General features: G+C 58.2%; 16 protein-coding genes. All 16 read left to right on the top strand.

Going from position 1 to position 16,512, the window contains the following annotated elements:
• Positions 1-10 precede the first annotated feature (10 nt).
• The 16 genes from C5P05_RS07965 (at position 11) to C5P05_RS07895 (ending at position 16,499) form a co-directional block, all read left to right on the top strand.
• Positions 11-454, top strand: coding sequence for a heme-binding protein (locus C5P05_RS07965; protein ID WP_114969324.1), 444 nt, complete (start codon positions 11-13; stop codon positions 452-454).
• Positions 455-553: 99 nt separating this feature from the next.
• Positions 554-2,014, top strand: coding sequence for a 2-hydroxymuconic semialdehyde dehydrogenase (locus C5P05_RS07960; RefSeq protein ID WP_114969323.1), 1,461 nt, complete (start codon positions 554-556; stop codon positions 2,012-2,014).
• Positions 2,015-2,050: 36 nt separating this feature from the next.
• On the top strand, positions 2,051-2,662 hold the full coding sequence (gstA, locus tag C5P05_RS07955; protein ID WP_114969322.1) for a glutathione transferase GstA: 612 nt from the start codon (positions 2,051-2,053) through the stop codon (positions 2,660-2,662).
• Positions 2,663-2,664: 2 nt separating this feature from the next.
• The gene (locus C5P05_RS07950) at positions 2,665-3,510 is read left to right on the top strand and encodes an alpha/beta fold hydrolase (RefSeq protein ID WP_420130729.1); all 846 of its coding nucleotides are present in this window, start codon (positions 2,665-2,667) and stop codon (positions 3,508-3,510) included.
• A 106-nt stretch (positions 3,511-3,616) separates the two neighbouring features.
• Positions 3,617-4,399, top strand: a complete 783-nt coding sequence (dmpE, locus tag C5P05_RS07945) for a 2-oxopent-4-enoate hydratase (RefSeq protein ID WP_114969321.1) — start codon at positions 3,617-3,619, stop codon at positions 4,397-4,399.
• A gap of 16 nt (positions 4,400-4,415) precedes the next feature.
• Positions 4,416-5,006, top strand: a complete 591-nt coding sequence (locus tag C5P05_RS07940; RefSeq protein WP_114969320.1) for an antibiotic biosynthesis monooxygenase — start codon at positions 4,416-4,418, stop codon at positions 5,004-5,006.
• A 12-nt stretch (positions 5,007-5,018) separates the two neighbouring features.
• Complete coding sequence (locus C5P05_RS07935; RefSeq protein ID WP_114969319.1) at positions 5,019-5,813, top strand: SDR family NAD(P)-dependent oxidoreductase; 795 nt, start codon at positions 5,019-5,021, stop codon at positions 5,811-5,813.
• A 20-nt stretch (positions 5,814-5,833) separates the two neighbouring features.
• Positions 5,834-6,745 (top strand): acetaldehyde dehydrogenase (acetylating), encoded by a 912-nt coding sequence (locus tag C5P05_RS07930; protein WP_114969318.1) that lies wholly within the window; start codon positions 5,834-5,836, stop codon positions 6,743-6,745.
• A gap of 20 nt (positions 6,746-6,765) precedes the next feature.
• Positions 6,766-7,791 (top strand): 4-hydroxy-2-oxovalerate aldolase, encoded by a 1,026-nt coding sequence (gene dmpG / locus C5P05_RS07925; protein ID WP_114969317.1) that lies wholly within the window; start codon positions 6,766-6,768, stop codon positions 7,789-7,791.
• A 100-nt stretch (positions 7,792-7,891) separates the two neighbouring features.
• Complete coding sequence (gene dmpH, locus C5P05_RS07920; protein WP_114969316.1) at positions 7,892-8,680, top strand: 2-oxo-3-hexenedioate decarboxylase; 789 nt, start codon at positions 7,892-7,894, stop codon at positions 8,678-8,680.
• A 32-nt stretch (positions 8,681-8,712) separates the two neighbouring features.
• A complete protein-coding gene (locus tag C5P05_RS07915) occupies positions 8,713-8,904 on the top strand; it encodes a 2-hydroxymuconate tautomerase (RefSeq protein ID WP_114969315.1) in 192 nt (63 codons plus the stop codon).
• Positions 8,905-9,090: 186 nt separating this feature from the next.
• Entirely contained in the window at positions 9,091-12,537 is a 3,447-nt protein-coding gene (locus C5P05_RS07910; RefSeq protein ID WP_114969314.1) for a pyruvate carboxylase, read from the top strand.
• A 589-nt stretch (positions 12,538-13,126) separates the two neighbouring features.
• Positions 13,127-13,744: a hypothetical protein gene (locus C5P05_RS07905; RefSeq protein WP_114969313.1), complete on the top strand. Its 618-nt coding sequence runs from the start codon at positions 13,127-13,129 to the stop codon at positions 13,742-13,744.
• Between the two features lie 21 nt (positions 13,745-13,765).
• Positions 13,766-15,142, top strand: a complete 1,377-nt coding sequence (locus tag C5P05_RS07900) for an LPD7 domain-containing protein (protein WP_114969312.1) — start codon at positions 13,766-13,768, stop codon at positions 15,140-15,142.
• Between the two features lie 42 nt (positions 15,143-15,184).
• Positions 15,185-15,352 carry a hypothetical protein gene (locus C5P05_RS34015; RefSeq protein ID WP_198674666.1) on the top strand — a complete coding sequence of 56 codons (168 nt, stop codon included), beginning with the start codon at positions 15,185-15,187 and terminating at the stop codon, positions 15,350-15,352.
• Complete coding sequence (locus C5P05_RS07895) at positions 15,306-16,499, top strand: ArdC family protein (protein ID WP_332871340.1); 1,194 nt, start codon at positions 15,306-15,308, stop codon at positions 16,497-16,499. The genes C5P05_RS34015 and C5P05_RS07895 overlap by 47 nt, the downstream gene beginning before the upstream one ends.
• Positions 16,500-16,512 lie beyond the last annotated feature (13 nt).

Here is a 16,512-nt window from a genome sequence, read left to right as displayed (position 1 = left end):
GTCTGACGCAATGATGAAAGGAATTGACGCTTTAAGTGTGGAGTCGCATGCCATTTCGGTCGCAGCCGCTGCATCGGCCGTTCAGGCTGCGGTAGCGCACGCCAGCGAACTTGGCATTCGCATCAATGTCGCCATTACGGATTCAGCAGGCGTGCTCGTGGCTTTCCTGCGCATGCCGAGGGCTTTTCTTCACTCAGTGGAGATTGCCATCGACAAGGCATACACCGCTGCCAGCTTTGGTTTTCCGACCTCCGAGTGGATGGGTATTCTTGCAGGCGATGAGGCTTTGCGGCTGGGGATGCCACTGCGGCCACGTCTGGTGGTCTTTGGTGGCGGCTTGCCAATCCGTGATGGTGGACATTTGTTAGGCGGTATCGGTGTCTCGGGAGGGTCTGCCGAGCAGGATGCGGCTTGTGCTCAGGCCGGGTTGACGGCCGTCGGGTTAAGTAGCTAACTTTCCTGGCCCTTGGCGGTAGTCGACTGGGGCCATGAAAGTTATTTAACGTTATCGGCGCAAGGCTTTGCCAAAGCGCCACTTTAGGGAAAGTGCATCATGAAAGAAATCAAGAACTTCATCAACGGGCAGTACGTCACCAATGTCAGTGGCAAGACCTACGAGAAGCGCAACCCGGTCGACAACTCGCTGATTGGCATGGTGTATGAGGCCGGCCAACCCGAGGTGGATGCTGCCGTGGCCGCCGCACGCGCCGCGCTGAAGGGTCCTTGGGGCAAGCTCTCGGTGGTAGATCGCTGCGCCATGCTCGACGGTCTGGTGGCCGAGATCAACCACCGCTTTGATGACTTCCTGCAAGCCGAGATTGCCGACACCGGCAAGCCAGCGCACCTGGCCTCGCACATCGATATCCCGCGCGGTGCTGCCAATTTCAAGATATTTACCGACACCATCAAGAACGTCTCCACCGAGTCGTTCGAGATGCGCACCCCTGACGGAAAAACTGCGCGAAGCTACGGTGTGCGCACACCGCGCGGTGTGATTGCCATCATCTGTCCCTGGAATCTGCCGCTGTTGTTGATGACCTGGAAATGTGGCCCTGCCATGGCCTGTGGCAACACCGTGGTGGTGAAACCGTCTGAGTCCACCCCCAGCACCGCCACGCTACTGGGCGAAGTGATGAACAAGGTGGGTGTTCCACCCGGCGTGTACAACGTGGTCAATGGCTTTGGGGTCAATTCGGCTGGCTCGTTCTTGACCGCCCACCAAGGTGTCAACGGCATCACCTTCACCGGTGAGACCAAAACCGGCACTGCCATCATGAAAGCCGGAGCCGACGGAATCCGCCCGGTGTCGCTTGAACTGGGGGGTAAAAACGCGGCGGTGGTGTTTGCCGACTGCGATTTTGAAAACGCTCTGGCCACCGTGACCCGCTCTGCCTTTGAGAACTGCGGCCAGGTCTGTCTGGGCACTGAGCGCGTGTATGTGGAGCGACCGATTTTTGACAAGTTCGTCAGCGCCCTGAAAGAGCGCGCCGCGGCCATCAAGCCCGGCCGTCCGTTTGATGCCGATACCAAAATTGGCCCGCTGGTGAGCAAAATCCACCAGAAAAAGGTGCTGTCTTACTACGCCAAAGCCAAAGCAGAAGGTGCCAATATTGTTCTTGGTGGCGGCGTTCCCAATATGCCAGATGACCTGAAAGACGGCTGCTGGGTCGAACCCACCATCTGGACCGGCCTGCCCGAGAGTTCACCTATTGTTCGTGAAGAAATTTTTGGCCCATGCTGCCATATCCAGCCGTTTGACACCGAAGAAGAGGTGCTGAATATGGTCAACGACAGCCCCTACGGCCTGGCCACTTCTATTCACACCCAGGATATCAGCCGAGCCAGCCGCCTGGCAACGCAAATCGAGGTGGGTCTGTGCTGGATCAACAGCTGGTTCCTGCGTGATTTGCGCACACCCTTTGGCGGCTCCAAGCAGTCGGGTATCGGGCGTGAAGGTGGCCTGCATTCGCTGGAGTTCTACACCGAACTGCGCAACGTGATGATCAAGTATTGAGAATATTGTGCCCCCATTTTTTTATAAGAAACTCCTATGAAGCTTTATTACTCTCCTGGCGCTTGCTCACTGTCACCGCATATTGCCCTGCGCGAAGCCGGTCTCGCTTTTGACTTGGTCAAAGTCGATCTCAAAACCAAGAAAATCGATGCTGGTGACGATTACTTTGCAGTGAACCCCAGCGGCTATGTGCCCTGTTTGCAGCTCGACGATGGTCGCATGCTCACCGAAGGCCCCGCCATCGTGCAATACATCGCTGACCAAGCGGCTGGCAAAAAACTTGCGCCGCCCAACGGCACGTTTGAGCGCTATCAACTACAGCAGTGGCTTAACTTTATTTCCACCGAGATTCATAAAAGCTTTTCCCCGCTGTTCAATCCCGATGCCAGCGCTGACTCCAAGGCTACGGCGCGCAAGACTTTGGATGCCCGCTTGGCGACAGCAGCAGCACAACTTTCCAAGACACCCTATTTGCTTGGAGAGAGCTACTCTGTCGCCGACATCTACCTGTTTGTTACCTTGGGCTGGGCTGGCTATGTGGGTGTGGACTTGGCGCCATGGCCTGCGTTGCAACACTTTTCGGCCCGGGTGGCCTCCCGCGATGCCGTTCAGGCCACCTTGCGCGCAGAAGGTTTGATTCAGGCCTGAACATGATGACAACATCCAATCCAGAAATTGCACAATCGATTGTTGCTACGGGCATCCGCACCAACTACCATGATGTGGGCACCGGCTTCCCGGTTCTGTTGATTCACGGTTCCGGCCCGGGCGTGACCGCGTGGGCCAACTGGCGCCTGGCGATGCCTGCGCTGGCCAAACAGGCTCGGGTCATTGCCCCCGACATGGTGGGTTTCGGTTTTACAGAACGGCCAGATGGTTTTGCATACACGATGGATGCCTGGGTCAGGCAAGCCATTGGCCTGTTGGATGCACTGAAGCTTGATCAGGTTGATCTGGTTGGCAACTCCTTTGGTGGTGCGCTGTCCCTTGCACTGGCCATTCGTCACCCCCAGCGTGTTCGCCGCCTGGTGCTTATGGGGGCCGCTGGTGTCGAGTTTGAGCTGACACCTGGCCTGGATGCCGTTTGGGGCTATACGCCATCGCTTGACAACATGCGCAAGCTGCTGGACATCTTTGCCTTTGACCGCGGACTGGTGACCGATGAACTTGCACGACTGCGCTACGACGCCAGTATCCAGCCGGGATTTCAGGAAGCTTTTTCGTCGATGTTCCCCGCACCGCGTCAGCGCTGGGTGGCATCACTGGCAAGTCCTGAAGCGGATATACAAGCACTGCCACACGAAACTCTGATCATTCATGGTCGCGAAGACCAAGTCTTGCCTTTGTCAAACTCGATCCGGCTGAACGCGCTGATTTCACGTTCACAGTTGCATGTGTTTGGGCGCTGCGGTCACTGGACGCAAATTGAGCATGCGGCACGTTTTGCGCAGCTGGTCGGGAATTTCTTGGCTGAGGACGACGCATGGGCTGCCTGAAAGATTCGTAAAAACTACTACTTTGATAGCTTATTGCGCTTATTTAATAAGGGCTAGAGGCTTAAAAAATCAATATTTTCTAATTAACCAACCGAGCTGAACCGAAATGGATGCAAAACTAATTGAAACCCTGGGCGATGAGCTTTACCACGCCATGAGCACACAAACCGTGGTGGACCCGCTCACCAGCCGTCACCCCGAGATCACCATCGAGAACGCTTACCACATCCAGCAGCGTATGTTGTCACGGCGCCTGCGGGCGGGTGAGCGTGTGGTAGGCAAGAAAATTGGCGTCACCTCTGCTGCCGTGATGAATATGCTGGGCGTTTACCAGCCTGACTTTGGCTATCTGCTCGACGGCATGATCTACAACGAAGGCCAGTCGATCGACATCGCCACGCTCATCCAGCCCAAGGCCGAAGGTGAAATCGCCTTCATCCTGAAAAAAGACCTGATGGGGCCTGGCGTCAGCAACGCCGACGTGCTGGCCGCCACCGAATGTGTGATGCCTTGCTTCGAGATCGTTGATAGCCGCATTCGCGACTGGAAGATCAAGATCCAGGACACCGTGGCGGACAACGCCTCCTGCGGGGTCTTTGTGTTGGGTGACCGCGCCGTAAACCCGCGCCATATTGATCTGTCCACCTGCGGCATGGTGCTGGAGAAAAATGGGGAAATCATCGGCACCGGTGCGGGTGCAGCCGCCCTGGGGTCGCCGGTGAATGCTGTCACCTGGTTGGTCAACACCTTGGGCCGACTGGGTATCGGCATGAAAGCGGGTGAAGTCATCTTGTCGGGCGCTTTGGCGGCCATGTCGCCGGCCAAAGCGGGCGACAACTTCCGCGTGTCGATTGGCGGGTTGGGCAACTGCTCAGTGCGTTTCTCCTGAAACTGCCTGAGTCGCGATGGCCACAACGCTTCCTCAAGCTGCCAGCGCCGTCACCGTGCTGGTGTCGCGCCGCGTCAAGCCGGGTCACGAGGCCGCTTTCGAGCAGGCTTCCGAAGCGATGACTGCTGCTGCCCGACCGTTTCCCGGCTATCTGGGCGGCCAACTGGTGCGCTCTGATCCCGAAGGCGACGACGAGGAAAGCAACATTTACCACACCGTGTTTGCATTTGACACGCCAGAACACCTGCAAACCTGGCAGACCTCGCCCGAGCGCACGGCGCGGCTGGCCGCCATTGCACCGCACACCCTGGGCAGCACCAAACTGCGTGAGGTCAGCGGCCTGGGCCACTGGTTCACCCCGCCCGCCGGAATTGCCCTCCAGCCACCTCCACGATGGAAAGTGGCGGTAGTCACCTGGCTGGGCATCTGTCCGACGGTGTACCTCCTGTTCCTGACGGTCGCACCTTTGCTGACCGGCTGGCCGCTGCTGCCGCGGGTAATGGTCATCACGATGCTGGTGGTGTTGCTTATGACTTGGGTGGTGGCACCGCGCTTGACCATCTGGCTGAAACCCTTTTTGTATCCGCCTACCCGCGGCTACACCTGACTAGGAACTTGAATGGATCTTTTACTTAAAGGCAAACGCGCCTTAATCACCGGATCGACCTCCGGCATAGGCTGGGCCACCGCGCGCGAACTCGCGGCTGAAGGGGTCCATGTGATTCTCAATGGCCGCGACCCAACCAGGCTGACCAGCGCGATCGAACGCATCCAGTCCGAGTTTGCGGACGCGATGGTAGACGGCGTAGCCGCCGATTTGTCATCCGCTGCCGGTTGCCAGCAACTGCTCGAGGCTGCTGGTGAGATCGACATTCTGGTCAACAACCTGGGCATTTTTGAGCCCAAACCTTTTGAGCAGATTGGCGATGAGGACTGGCTGCGCTTTTTCGAGGTCAACGTGATGAGCGGTGTGCGTTTGTCGCGCCACCACTTGGCGCTCATGAAGGCCCGCAACTGGGGCCGCATCGTGTTCATCTCCAGCGAATCGGGCATTTGCCCGCCTGCTGAGATGGTGCATTACGGCATGAGCAAGTCGGCTCAGTTGTCGGTGTCACGCGCTTTGGCTGAAACCTGTACCGGCACAAACGTCACGGTCAACAGCGTGCTGCCCGGCCCGACCAAAACCGAAGGCGTGGGCGAGTTCTTTGCCACCCTGGCCCGTGATGCCGGCCAGACGCTGGAACAGGCGGAACACGACTTTTTCAAATTTTCCCGCCCGACATCGTTGTTACAACGCTTTATCGAGCCCGCCGAAGTGGCCGCCATGGTGGCCTATGTCTGCAGTGCGCGCTCTGCCGCCACCAACGGTGCCGCCCTGCACGTCGAAGGCGGTGTGGTGCGCTCTCTTATTTAATTTCAACTGAAGGAATTTTTATGAAAAAAATCAAATGTGCCCTCATCGGGCCCGGCAACATTGGCACCGACCTGCTGGCCAAGCTGCAACGCAGCAAGGTTTTGGAGCCTGTCTGGATGGTAGGCATTGATCCCAACTCAGACGGCCTCAAGCGCGCCCGCGAAATGGGCATCAAAACCACGTCTGAGGGCGTGGACGGCCTGGTGCCACACATGGTGGCAGATGGTGTGCAAATCGTCTTTGACGCCACCAGTGCCTATGTGCACGCAGAAAACAGCCGCAAGGTCAACGCCCTGGGCGCGTTGATGATTGACCTGACCCCGGCGGCCATTGGCCCGTTTTGCGTGCCGCCAGTGAACCTGATCGAGCATGTTGGCAAAGGTGAGATGAACGTCAACATGGTCACCTGCGGTGGCCAGGCGACGATCCCAATGGTGGCAGCGGTGAGCCGCGTGCAACCCGTGGCCTACGGTGAAATCGTTGCCACCGTGTCCAGCAAATCCGCCGGCCCCGGTACGCGCAAGAACATTGACGAATTCACCCGCACCACCGCCAGCGCGGTCGAGAAGGTGGGTGGTGCGAAAAAAGGCAAGGCCATCATCATCCTGAACCCGGCCGAGCCGCCGCTGATCATGCGCGACACCGTGCATTGTCTGACCGAGACCGAACCGGACCAGGCCAAGATCACCGAATCGATCCACGCCATGATCAAGGAAGTTCAGAAATACGTGCCCGGCTACAAGTTGGTCAACGGCCCGGTGTTTGACGGCAAACGTGTGTCGGTCTTCCTGGAAGTGGAAGGCCTGGGTGACTACCTGCCCAAATACGCGGGCAACCTCGACATCATGACGGCCGCTGCCGCCCGCACGGCCGAGATGTTTGCCGAAGAAATCATCGCCGGTCGCTTGACGCTCAAACCCGTGCAAGCCTGACCCCACCCTGGAGAACGACCATGACACAAGCTAAAAAAATCACCCTGCACGACATGACCCTGCGCGACGGCATGCACCCCAAGCGCCACCTGATGACGCTGGACCAGATGAAAAGCATCGCCTGCGGGCTGGACAACGCAGGCATTCCGCTGATCGAAGTGACCCACGGCGATGGCCTAGGCGGCTCGTCCGTCAACTACGGCTTTCCGGCACACACCGACGAGGAATACCTGGGCGCGGTTATCCCGCTGATGAAGCAGGCCAAGATTTCGGCCCTGCTGCTGCCCGGCATCGGCACCGTTGATCACCTGATGATGGCCAAAGACCTGGGTGTATCCACCATCCGTGTGGCCACCCACTGCACCGAAGCCGACGTGAGTGAACAGCACATCACAAAGGCCCGAACTCTGGGTATGGACACCGTGGGCTTTTTGATGATGGCGCACATGGCCAGCCCCGAGAAGCTGGTAACCCAGGCCAAACTGATGGAAGGCTATGGTGCCAACTGCATTTACGTGACCGACTCGGCCGGCCACCTGCTGCCCGACGGCGTAAAAGCCCGCCTGAGCGCGGTGCGTGCTGCGCTCAAGCCCGAGACCGAGCTCGGCTTTCACGGCCACCACAACCTCGCCATGGGCGTGGCCAACTCGCTTGCCGCCATTGAAGTCGGTGCCACGCGCATTGACGCGGCCGCCGCCGGCTTGGGTGCGGGAGCTGGCAACACGCCGATGGAAGTGCTGGTGTCGGTGCTGGACCTCATGAAAATCAGCACCGGTGTGGATGTCTACAAGATCCAGGACGTGGCCGAAGACCTGGTGGTGCCGATCATGGATTTCCCGATCCGTATTGACCGTGACGCCCTCACCTTGGGTTATGCCGGGGTTTATGGCTCTTTCCTGCTGTTTGCCAAACGGGCCGAGAAGAAGTATGGCGTCAGCGCACGCGACATCTTGGTCGAGATGGGACACCGCGGCATGGTGGGTGGCCAGGAAGACATGATTGAAGATACCGCCATGACCTTGGCGCGCCAGCGCCAAGCGGCCTAAGCATCAGACTTTGTTGGAGCGGCGCCTTCGCTGCTCCAACAATGCCCCGGTCTGCCTTGCCTTCGGGTGCGGACCTCAACTCAACATTTGCAAGAACCTTATGAAACTCGATCTCAACACCATCAACGCCCTTGCTGACCGCCTGGAAGACTGCCAACTGCAGCAACAAGACACCACCAAAATCACCGACAACCATCCCGACATGGACTGGGACGACGCCTACGCCATTCAGGACGAAATCCGTCGGCGCAAAATGGCGCGTGGTCTGCGCGTGATTGGCCTCAAGGCCGGTTTGACCTCACACGCCAAGATGAAGCAAATGGGCGTCAGCACGCCGGTGTTTGGCTTCATGACCGACGACTACGCCGTGCCTGATGGCGGTGAGTGCAAGGTGAGCGAGCTGATCCATCCCAAGGTCGAGCCCGAGATTGCTTTTGTCACCAAGACCGACCTGCGTGGCCCCGGCTGCCACATTGGCGCCGTGCTGGCCGCCACCGACTTCGTCATGCCTGGCATCGAGGTGATCGACAGCCGTTACCGCGACTTCAAGTTCGACCTCAAAAGCGTGGTGGCCGACAACACCTCGGCGGCGCGTTTTGTCGTGGGTGGTCAACCGATGCGTGTGATGGGTGCCGACCTGCGCACGGTCGGCATCGTGCTGGAAAAAAATGGCGTGCCCGTCGCTTTTGGTGCCGGTGCGGCCGTGATGGGCCATCCGGCAGCGGCGATTGCGGCCTTGGCCAACCACCTGGTCGAACGCGGAGAATTCATTCCGGCTGGTACGCTGATCCTGTCCGGCGGAATCACCGAAGCCGTCTCGGTGAAGGCCGGTGACAACGTGACCCTCCGTGTGCAAGGCATGGGCAGCACCAGCATCCGTTTTGTTTAATTTATTAACTTTGACATAACAGGATTCAGACCATGCCGTTCGCACAGATTTACCTCATGGAAGGCCGCACCGAAGAGCAAAAGCGCGCCGTGATCGAAAAAGTCAGCGCCGCGCTGGTGGAGGCCGTGGATGCGCCCATCGCCAACGTGCGCGTCTGGATCACCGAGGTGCCCAAGGAAAACTGGGGCATCGCCGGCGTCACCGCCAAAGATTTGGGGCGCTAGCAGCCTGCTAGGCACAAAGCTTGCACCACTGCGGGTGCCCGTGCTGAGGCACCAACCGCGCTGCCAGTTCAAGCCTTCTGGGACGCAGGTGTTTCGGCACCTGCGTCCCTTTCCGTTTTCTAATCAGTTGGGGTTAGAGTTCGTCGCTGCGCAAGTGGTCTGACCCACAAATTTTTCTAATTCGCCATGAAAAAAATCAAAAGCATCCTTGTCGCCAACCGCAGCGAAATCGCCATCCGGGTGCTGCGCGCAGCCTCCGAGATGGGCATCCGCACGGTGGCCATCTTCTCCAATGAAGACCGCTTTGCGCTGCACCGCTTCAAGTCTGACGAGTCTTACCTGGTCGGGGCTGGCAAAAAACCAATCTCAGCTTACCTCGACATTGACGACATCATCCGCATCGCCAAAGAAGCAGAAGTAGACGCCATTCACCCCGGCTACGGCTTCCTGAGTGAGAACCCGGACTTTGCCGATGCCTGCGCGGCTGCCGGTATCGCTTTTATTGGTCCCAAAGGCGATGTGATGCGCACGCTGGGCAACAAGGTCGCCGCGCGTGCTGTGGCGATTGCGGCCGGTGTGCCGGTGGTGCCTGCCACTGGTGCCTTGCCGGATGACATCGAAGGCGCCAAAGCCATGGCGCTCATCGTGGGTTACCCGCTGATGCTCAAAGCCAGCTGGGGCGGCGGTGGCCGCGGCATGCGCGTGATCGAGACCGAAGCCGACCTGGCACCGATGATGGAATTGGCCAAACGCGAAGCCCTGGCGGCTTTTGGCAACGACGAAGTCTATCTGGAAAAACTGGTGCGCCGCGCCCGCCATGTGGAAGTTCAGGTGCTGGGTGACCAACACGGCAACCTGGTGCACCTGTTTGAGCGCGACTGCTCGGTGCAGCGGCGCAACCAAAAAGTGGTGGAGCGCGCCCCAGCCCCCTACATGGATGAAGCCACCCGCCAGGAACTCTGTGAATCCGCCTTGCGCCTGGCCCGCGCTGCCCACTACAGCCATGCCGGCACGGTCGAATACCTGTATGACGTGGACAGCGGCAAGTATTACTTCATCGAAGTCAACCCACGCATTCAGGTCGAACACACCGTGACCGAAGTCGTCACTGGGGTCGACATCGTCAAGGCGCAGATCCGTGTCACTGAAGGCGCCAGGGTCGGTGACGACGACTCCTTCATCCCATTCCAGAAAGACATCAGCCTGCGCGGCCACGCCCTGCAATGCCGCGTCACCACCGAAGATCCGGAAAACAACTTCACCCCGGACTACGGCAAGATTGCCGTCTACCGCAGTGCGGCGGGCTTTGGCATCCGCCTGGACGCCGGCACCGCTTACGCTGGCGCCGTGATCACCCCGTATTACGACTCGCTCTTGGTCAAGGTCACCGCCTGGGGCCACACGCCGGATGAAGCCGCCGCCCGCATGGACCGCGCCCTGCGTGAGTTCCGCGTGCGCGGCCTGTCCACCAACCTGCAGTTCCTTGAAAACGTCATCGCCCACCCGCTGTTTCGCTCGGGTGAATGCACCACACGTTTCATTGACACCACGCCAGAGTTGTTCAACTTTGTCAAGCGGCGCGACCGCGCCACCCGCTTGCTCAAGTTCCTGGGTGATGTAGCCATCAACGGCAACCCCGAGATGAAAGGCCGCACGCTGCCGCAGCTGCCGCTGTCCCTGCCGATCAAACCGGTGTGTGACCTGACCGCCCCCATTCCCAAAGGCACGCGTGACCGCCTCAAAGAGCTTGGCCCGAACCAGTTCGCCCAATGGATGAAAGACCAGCCGCAGGTGTTGTTGACTGACACCACCATGCGCGACGCGCACCAGTCCTTGTTTGCCACCCGCATGCGCTCGGATGACATGACCGCCATTGCGCCGCATTACGCCCGCATGTTGCCGCAGCTGTTCTCCATGGAGTGCTGGGGCGGTGCCACCTTTGACGTGGCGCTGCGTTTCCTGAAAGAAGACCCGTGGGAGCGCTTGGCCCGCCTGCGCGAAGCCACCCCCAACATCCTGTTTCAGATGCTGCTGCGTGCCAGCAACGCGGTGGGTTACACCAACTACTCGGACAACGTGGTGCGTTATTTTGTCCAGCAGGCTGCGAAGAACGGTGTGGATGTGTTTCGTGTGTTTGACTCCCTCAACTGGGTCGACAACATGCGGGTGGCGATGGACGCGGTGATCGAGACCGGTGCCCTGTGTGAGGGTGCGCTGTGCTACACCGGTGACCTGTTTGATGCCAAACGCAGCAAGTACGACCTCAAGTATTACGTTGGTCTGGCCAAACAACTGGAAAAAGCCGGCGCCCACATTCTGGGCATCAAGGACATGGCCGGCGTGTGCAAACCGCGTGCCGCCCATGAACTGGTGCGGGTGCTCAAACAAGAGGTGGGGCTGCCCATTCACTTCCATACCCATGACACCAGCGGTATTTCAGCCGCTTCGGTACTGGCAGCGATTGATGCCGGGTGTGATGCGGTCGATGGCGCGCTGGACGCCATGAGCGGTCTGACCTCACAACCCAACTTGGGCTCGATTGCCGCAGCACTCAGCGGCTCGACCCGCGACTCCGGTCTGGATCTGCAAGCGATGCAGGCCCTGTCACATTACTGGGAAGGTGTGCGCCGTGCCTATGTGCCGTTTGAGGCCGACATGCGCTCAGGCACCTCGGACGTCTACAACCATGAGATGCCTGGCGGTCAATACACCAACCTGCGCGAACAGGCCCGTGCCATGGGCTTGGCGCACCGCTGGCCGGAAGTCTCAAAAGCCTATGCCGACGTGAACATCCTGTTCGGAGACATCGTCAAGGTCACGCCCACTTCCAAGGTGGTCGGTGACATGGCACTGTTCATGGTCGCCAATGACCTCAAACCGCAGGATGTCAGCAACCCTGCGCGTGAGATCGCTTTCCCTGAATCAGTGATTTCGCTGTTCAAGGGCGAGCTTGGCTTTCCACCTGATGGCTTCCCCAAGCCGTTGGAGAAGAAAGTGCTACGCGGCGAAGCGCCCATGCAATGCCGGGCTGGCGACCATTTGCCCCCCATGGATCTGGATGCCAAACGCCTGGAGGCCGAACACGCCATTGGCCGCAAGGTGAGCGACACCGACCTGGCCTCTTATTTGATGTATCCGAAGGTCTTCAAGGACTATGCCGAACATCGGCGCGACTACAGCGACGTGTCATTGCTGCCAACCTCACCCTTTTTCTACGGCCTGCTGGACCGTGAAGAAATCGCCATTGACATCGACAAGGGCAAAACCCTGGTGGTGCGCCAGACCGGCCGCTCGGACACGGTGGACGAAGAAGGCAAGATCAAGGTCTTCTTTGAACTGAACGGGCAGCCGCGCACGGTGCAGGTCCACAAGGCGGGCTTGGGCGCGGTCAAAGCCAAACCGAAGGCTGAAGAGGGCAACCCCAAACACGTGGGCGCACCGATGCCGGGCATGGTGGTCACAGTGGCGGTCAAGGTCGGGCAGAAAGTGGCCAAGGGCGACCCGTTGCTGTCGATGGAAGCCATGAAGATGGAGACCATGCTGAGCGCCGAGCGCGAGGCCACGGTGCACGCCATCCATGTGCGCACCGGGGAAACGGTGAATGCCAAGGACCTGCTGATCGAGCTGCGTTGACTGAGAGCTTTGTATGTGTCCAGCTTGGGCTGATCTGTAGTTCCAAAACTCAACGGTGGTACCTGATCGGGACGATGCATCGGCAGGCGTGAACTGTATTGCCGGTAACTGCACAGGTGCTGTGTCGACCATGTCCATCGGTCGCTCTGACAGAATGACCGACTGGTATTGAGTATTTGGCTCGACCAATGGCCGCAATGGAGCAACTGACCTCAATGTCTGGAAGCAGCGCGTCCGGGTACTCCGGTTGGCGAAATCAACGCCACATTGCCGACTTTTCGGTGTACGCCCGACCGACTGCATTGGAGCAACCCGACCGATAAGTTATATAACTGAACCTCGCTCTCGTCTTGGATCGGCAGTTCGAAATCTTTCAGGCGAAAACCGCAGGAACTGGCAGGTATGAGTGACCTGGTTAACCGGGCATTGAACATCTTCAAATTGAGGGGCGTTTCCGATGGGATCGGAAGATCGTCCTGGCATTGCATTTGCGCCTTCGCGGTATGGGTAAAGCCAGTCCAGCGGGGGTTTACCACCTTCCCCCAAAGTTTTGATGCTGGATTGGCCTTCCTGAAAGGAATGCCGTCCCATGCTGAAAAATTCCGTTCTCACGTTGCTGCTAGCCCACGGCATGGCCGCCATGGCCCAAACCGTCAGCGGTAACGTCTTTTGCGCTGGCACGACGTATGACCCCGCCCCAGCGTCAGTGTCGATCAGTGGCACCGTTGCCGCATCTGATGTAGGCCTGCCTGGTGCCATTTGGGTGGGTATCGAAGACCCGGGGGTGTCAGGTTACCCGGCGGCCTTTTTGACACCCAGTGGCTGGGTGGCCTGGACGACCGGCGGGTTCCCCACTTACGTTGAAACGCCTGCACTGGGATCAACTTTTTCGTACGCCGCGTGCATTCCCAATTCACCCACTGGGTGGGGCTGTGCATCAACAAGCGGCAATTTCCTGGGTTGGAAAGTGTATGCAGGCTATGGTGTCTTAACGCCCGAACACCAAACCTTGATTCAAAAGCGGCGCGCATCGCTCGATGCAGCCAAACCATGGCTGCAACAAAAGGGAAAGTGGCGTGCCGACTATGAGGATGACCAGGCCTTTCGCAATGCACTGGTTCAAAAGTCAGCCAACGAGGGCCGATGGGGACCCGCGCTAACCATTCCACTGATCGACTGCACCCCGCCTGATTCGGGTGGTCGATGAGTTTCCACCTGAAAGGCCCCTATGGAAAACTTGACTGATGAGCAACAAAAGCGAATGGCCCTGCTGGATGCGTATGAAGCCAAAACGGCACCCGAGCGAGAAATTCGTAATGGCGGGATTGATCAGCACGAACAGGAATACCGCGAAAAATGGCTGCAATTGCAGTCCGGTATTGAAGCAACCCGTGGCGATCTGCAAACCAGACTGAAGGGGCTGGGTGCCTCTGAGCAATCGATTTCCGCGTCGGTGGCCATTGAGCTTGCCAAACTCACTGAGGGCTATTACGCCCAAAAAGACAAGGCCGCTCGCGAACTGGATGGCACGTTGGCCAAACCGGAAAGCTGGCTTGATTTCCTAAAAGATGCAAAGCTTGAACAACCCGATGACCCCATTTTTGACAGTCTGATTGAGGAAGCAGAAAAGGCACCGGATTCCGGCCTGGAAGGCATCTCCCAACAAACAGCACCCAACATTGTTCTGGCTGATTTGCATGCGCGTGAAGGCAAGGACGGGGTGATGGAATACACGCGCGGCTTGACGGTGGCCGTGCGTGATGTCGGTGACCGCCTGGATGTGCGTAAAACCGATGATCGCGACGTTGAGGCGGCACTCAAGATTGCCGCCAAAAAGTTTGACATCGACAAAGGCCTGCTGCTGACCGGTGATACCGCGTTCAAAGTCCGTGCAGCGGAAATCTCTGGCAAATTGGGCTACCCGTTACAAAACGCTGAGCCCGAGGTATTGAGGGCCTGGATGAGGGGTAAACAGGTCGCCCAAGGGCTTGAACGCGCGCGTATCCCAAGTGTTGAAGCTGGCATCACGGGTGATCCGGCAATAAACCTGACGATTGCGCGTGTGGGCAAGTCCGTTCTCCGTGCCGATCAAAGAACGACGGATGTATTGACGAAAAATCCTGTGGCCGGGATTGATCTGGTTGGCAAAGACAAGATTTCAATGTCTGATGAACGCATGCTTGCGGCCAACGCCAGTATCAAAGATTTGGGCTACCAGGCAATTCACCAAATTGCCAGGGCTGACCTTGAACAGCAAAACGGTGGCGTTGAACCTGGTTCTGTCGACCTGCTGCGAGAGAAAGGCATTTTGGACACGGACGGCAAGCTCACGCAGCTTGGAACGGATGTGGTGATGGTGCGTGATGACCGCGTCATCAGGGAACGCGAAGCGCTGGAACCAGCGCAGAAGAACAAGATTGCGCAGTATTTCAAAACGTCGGGTGACTACGTGCGAGATGCCTTTTTGGAGGAGCGGAAAAAGGCCGCACCTGAAGTGGCTGAGGACATAAAAGAAAAGGCACTCGAACAGGAAAACGCCTTTCAGGTCGGAGAAAAAATGCCCAAGGCCCGCCAACACACATTGGAGGAAGGTATTGAACTTTGAACCACAACGCCCGACTGGAAAGGGCATTTTTAAGGAAAAACCATGCGAGCATTGACAACCCTCTCCCCGCAAACGATGGCCGAACTGGACATCCCGGCCGACTCTGAAGTGCATTCGGTTCGCGATGCCGACAAACTCGGCATCGATCTCATCAGCCCTGAGCATGATGACGTTGACGCCTTGGATTTTGTCGAGGTGCCTCATGACTGAGGCCAAAAAGGACCTGCGTGAGCAAATCACGGAACGCATCGTCGCCTCCTTGGAGTCGGGCGTCATGCCCTGGCGCAAGGGGTGGACCAATGAAGGTGGTGTCGCTGCCGGCCTGCCCCGCAATGCGGTTTCCGGCCGCATTTATAGCGGTGGTAACCGGCTCATGCTGATGATGCAGGGGATGGACAAAGGCTATGCCGATCCACGCTGGCTGACCTATAAGCAGGCAACCAGCCTGGGCGGCGGCGTCACCAAAGGTGAAAAGTCAACGCCCATTGAATACTGGGACGAGTTGCCTTTTCATCGCCGCCGGGACGTGGACATCACACACAATGGCGCGCGGGTGACGCTGGCTGAAGCACCGGGAAAAAATGCGCAAACCGTCAAACTTGCCAGTGGACTTCAGGTGGACACCCGCCAATTGGTGGTGGAGTCTGACGGGACCAAATACAGTTGGAGGCAAGCAGAGCGAACCTTGAGCTTGCTGTTCGAAAAAACCAGCCATGCCTTCAACGTCGAGCAATGCAACGGCTTGTCACTTGAACCCATTGCCACAACAAAAGACCGCCCCGCCGTGGAGAAAATCGCTGCTGTGGAAAAAATCGCCAGCGGTATGAAGCTCGACGGACTGAAGCTTGGCCATGGCGGTGATCGGGCTTTTTACTCGCCTGCGCGCGATGCCGTTCAAATGCCGAATCCTGATCAATTTGAAGGCCCTGAAGCCTACGCTGGCACGCTATTGCATGAACTCGGCCACGCCACCGGCGGTGAAAACAGGCTGAGTCGCCCTCTCGCAAACGGCTTTGGTACGAGCGAGTATGCCCGTGAAGAATTGGTTGCAGAGTTGTGCAGCGCTTTCGCCAGTGCTGAGACTGGCGTGCCGTTTGACGATAAAAATCATGCTGCCTACATCGGTTCGTGGCTTGAGACCCTCAAAGGTGACAAACACGCCGTTTTTGCGGCAGCGAAAGACGCGTCAAAGGCTGTGGACTATTTGCTTGAGAAAAGTCTGGTCGTTGAGGTCGAAAAAGACGTTGGCCTGGTGGCGGATGAAGTGCAGGTCGATCCGGTGAAAGAGGAAGTCCTGAAGCCTTCGAAAGCCCGGGTGAAAAAAGTAGCTAAAGCTGAAACTGAGCTGGAAATTTAGGAACTGAAGGCCC

Source organism: Rhodoferax ferrireducens (genome assembly GCF_003347515.1).
Lineage (GTDB): Bacteria > Pseudomonadota > Gammaproteobacteria > Burkholderiales > Burkholderiaceae_C > Rhodoferax.
This window is presented reverse-complemented; position numbering and strand designations above follow the sequence as displayed.

Bases quoted from the DNA above. Each gene is read 5' to 3' on its own strand.
- C5P05_RS07895 (WP_332871340.1), top strand. From the start codon at position 15,306: ATGATGACGTTGACGCCTTGGATTTTGTCGAGGTGCCTCATGACTGAG.
- C5P05_RS07900 (WP_114969312.1), top strand. From the start codon at position 13,766: ATGGAAAACTTGACTGATGAGCAACAAAAGCGAATGGCCCTGCTGGAT.
- gstA (WP_114969322.1), top strand. From the start codon at position 2,051: ATGAAGCTTTATTACTCTCCTGGCGCTTGCTCACTGTCACCGCATATT.
- C5P05_RS34015 (WP_198674666.1), top strand. From the start codon at position 15,185: ATGCGAGCATTGACAACCCTCTCCCCGCAAACGATGGCCGAACTGGAC.
- C5P05_RS07935 (WP_114969319.1), top strand. From the start codon at position 5,019: ATGGATCTTTTACTTAAAGGCAAACGCGCCTTAATCACCGGATCGACC.
- C5P05_RS07905 (WP_114969313.1), top strand. From the start codon at position 13,127: ATGCTGAAAAATTCCGTTCTCACGTTGCTGCTAGCCCACGGCATGGCC.
- C5P05_RS07965 (WP_114969324.1), top strand. From the start codon at position 11: ATGATGAAAGGAATTGACGCTTTAAGTGTGGAGTCGCATGCCATTTCG.
- C5P05_RS07960 (WP_114969323.1), top strand. From the start codon at position 554: ATGAAAGAAATCAAGAACTTCATCAACGGGCAGTACGTCACCAATGTC.
- C5P05_RS07950 (WP_420130729.1), top strand. From the start codon at position 2,665: ATGATGACAACATCCAATCCAGAAATTGCACAATCGATTGTTGCTACG.
- C5P05_RS07930 (WP_114969318.1), top strand. From the start codon at position 5,834: ATGAAAAAAATCAAATGTGCCCTCATCGGGCCCGGCAACATTGGCACC.
- C5P05_RS07940 (WP_114969320.1), top strand. From the start codon at position 4,416: ATGGCCACAACGCTTCCTCAAGCTGCCAGCGCCGTCACCGTGCTGGTG.
- dmpG (WP_114969317.1), top strand. From the start codon at position 6,766: ATGACACAAGCTAAAAAAATCACCCTGCACGACATGACCCTGCGCGAC.
- dmpE (WP_114969321.1), top strand. From the start codon at position 3,617: ATGGATGCAAAACTAATTGAAACCCTGGGCGATGAGCTTTACCACGCC.
- C5P05_RS07915 (WP_114969315.1), top strand. From the start codon at position 8,713: ATGCCGTTCGCACAGATTTACCTCATGGAAGGCCGCACCGAAGAGCAA.
- dmpH (WP_114969316.1), top strand. From the start codon at position 7,892: ATGAAACTCGATCTCAACACCATCAACGCCCTTGCTGACCGCCTGGAA.
- C5P05_RS07910 (WP_114969314.1), top strand. From the start codon at position 9,091: ATGAAAAAAATCAAAAGCATCCTTGTCGCCAACCGCAGCGAAATCGCC.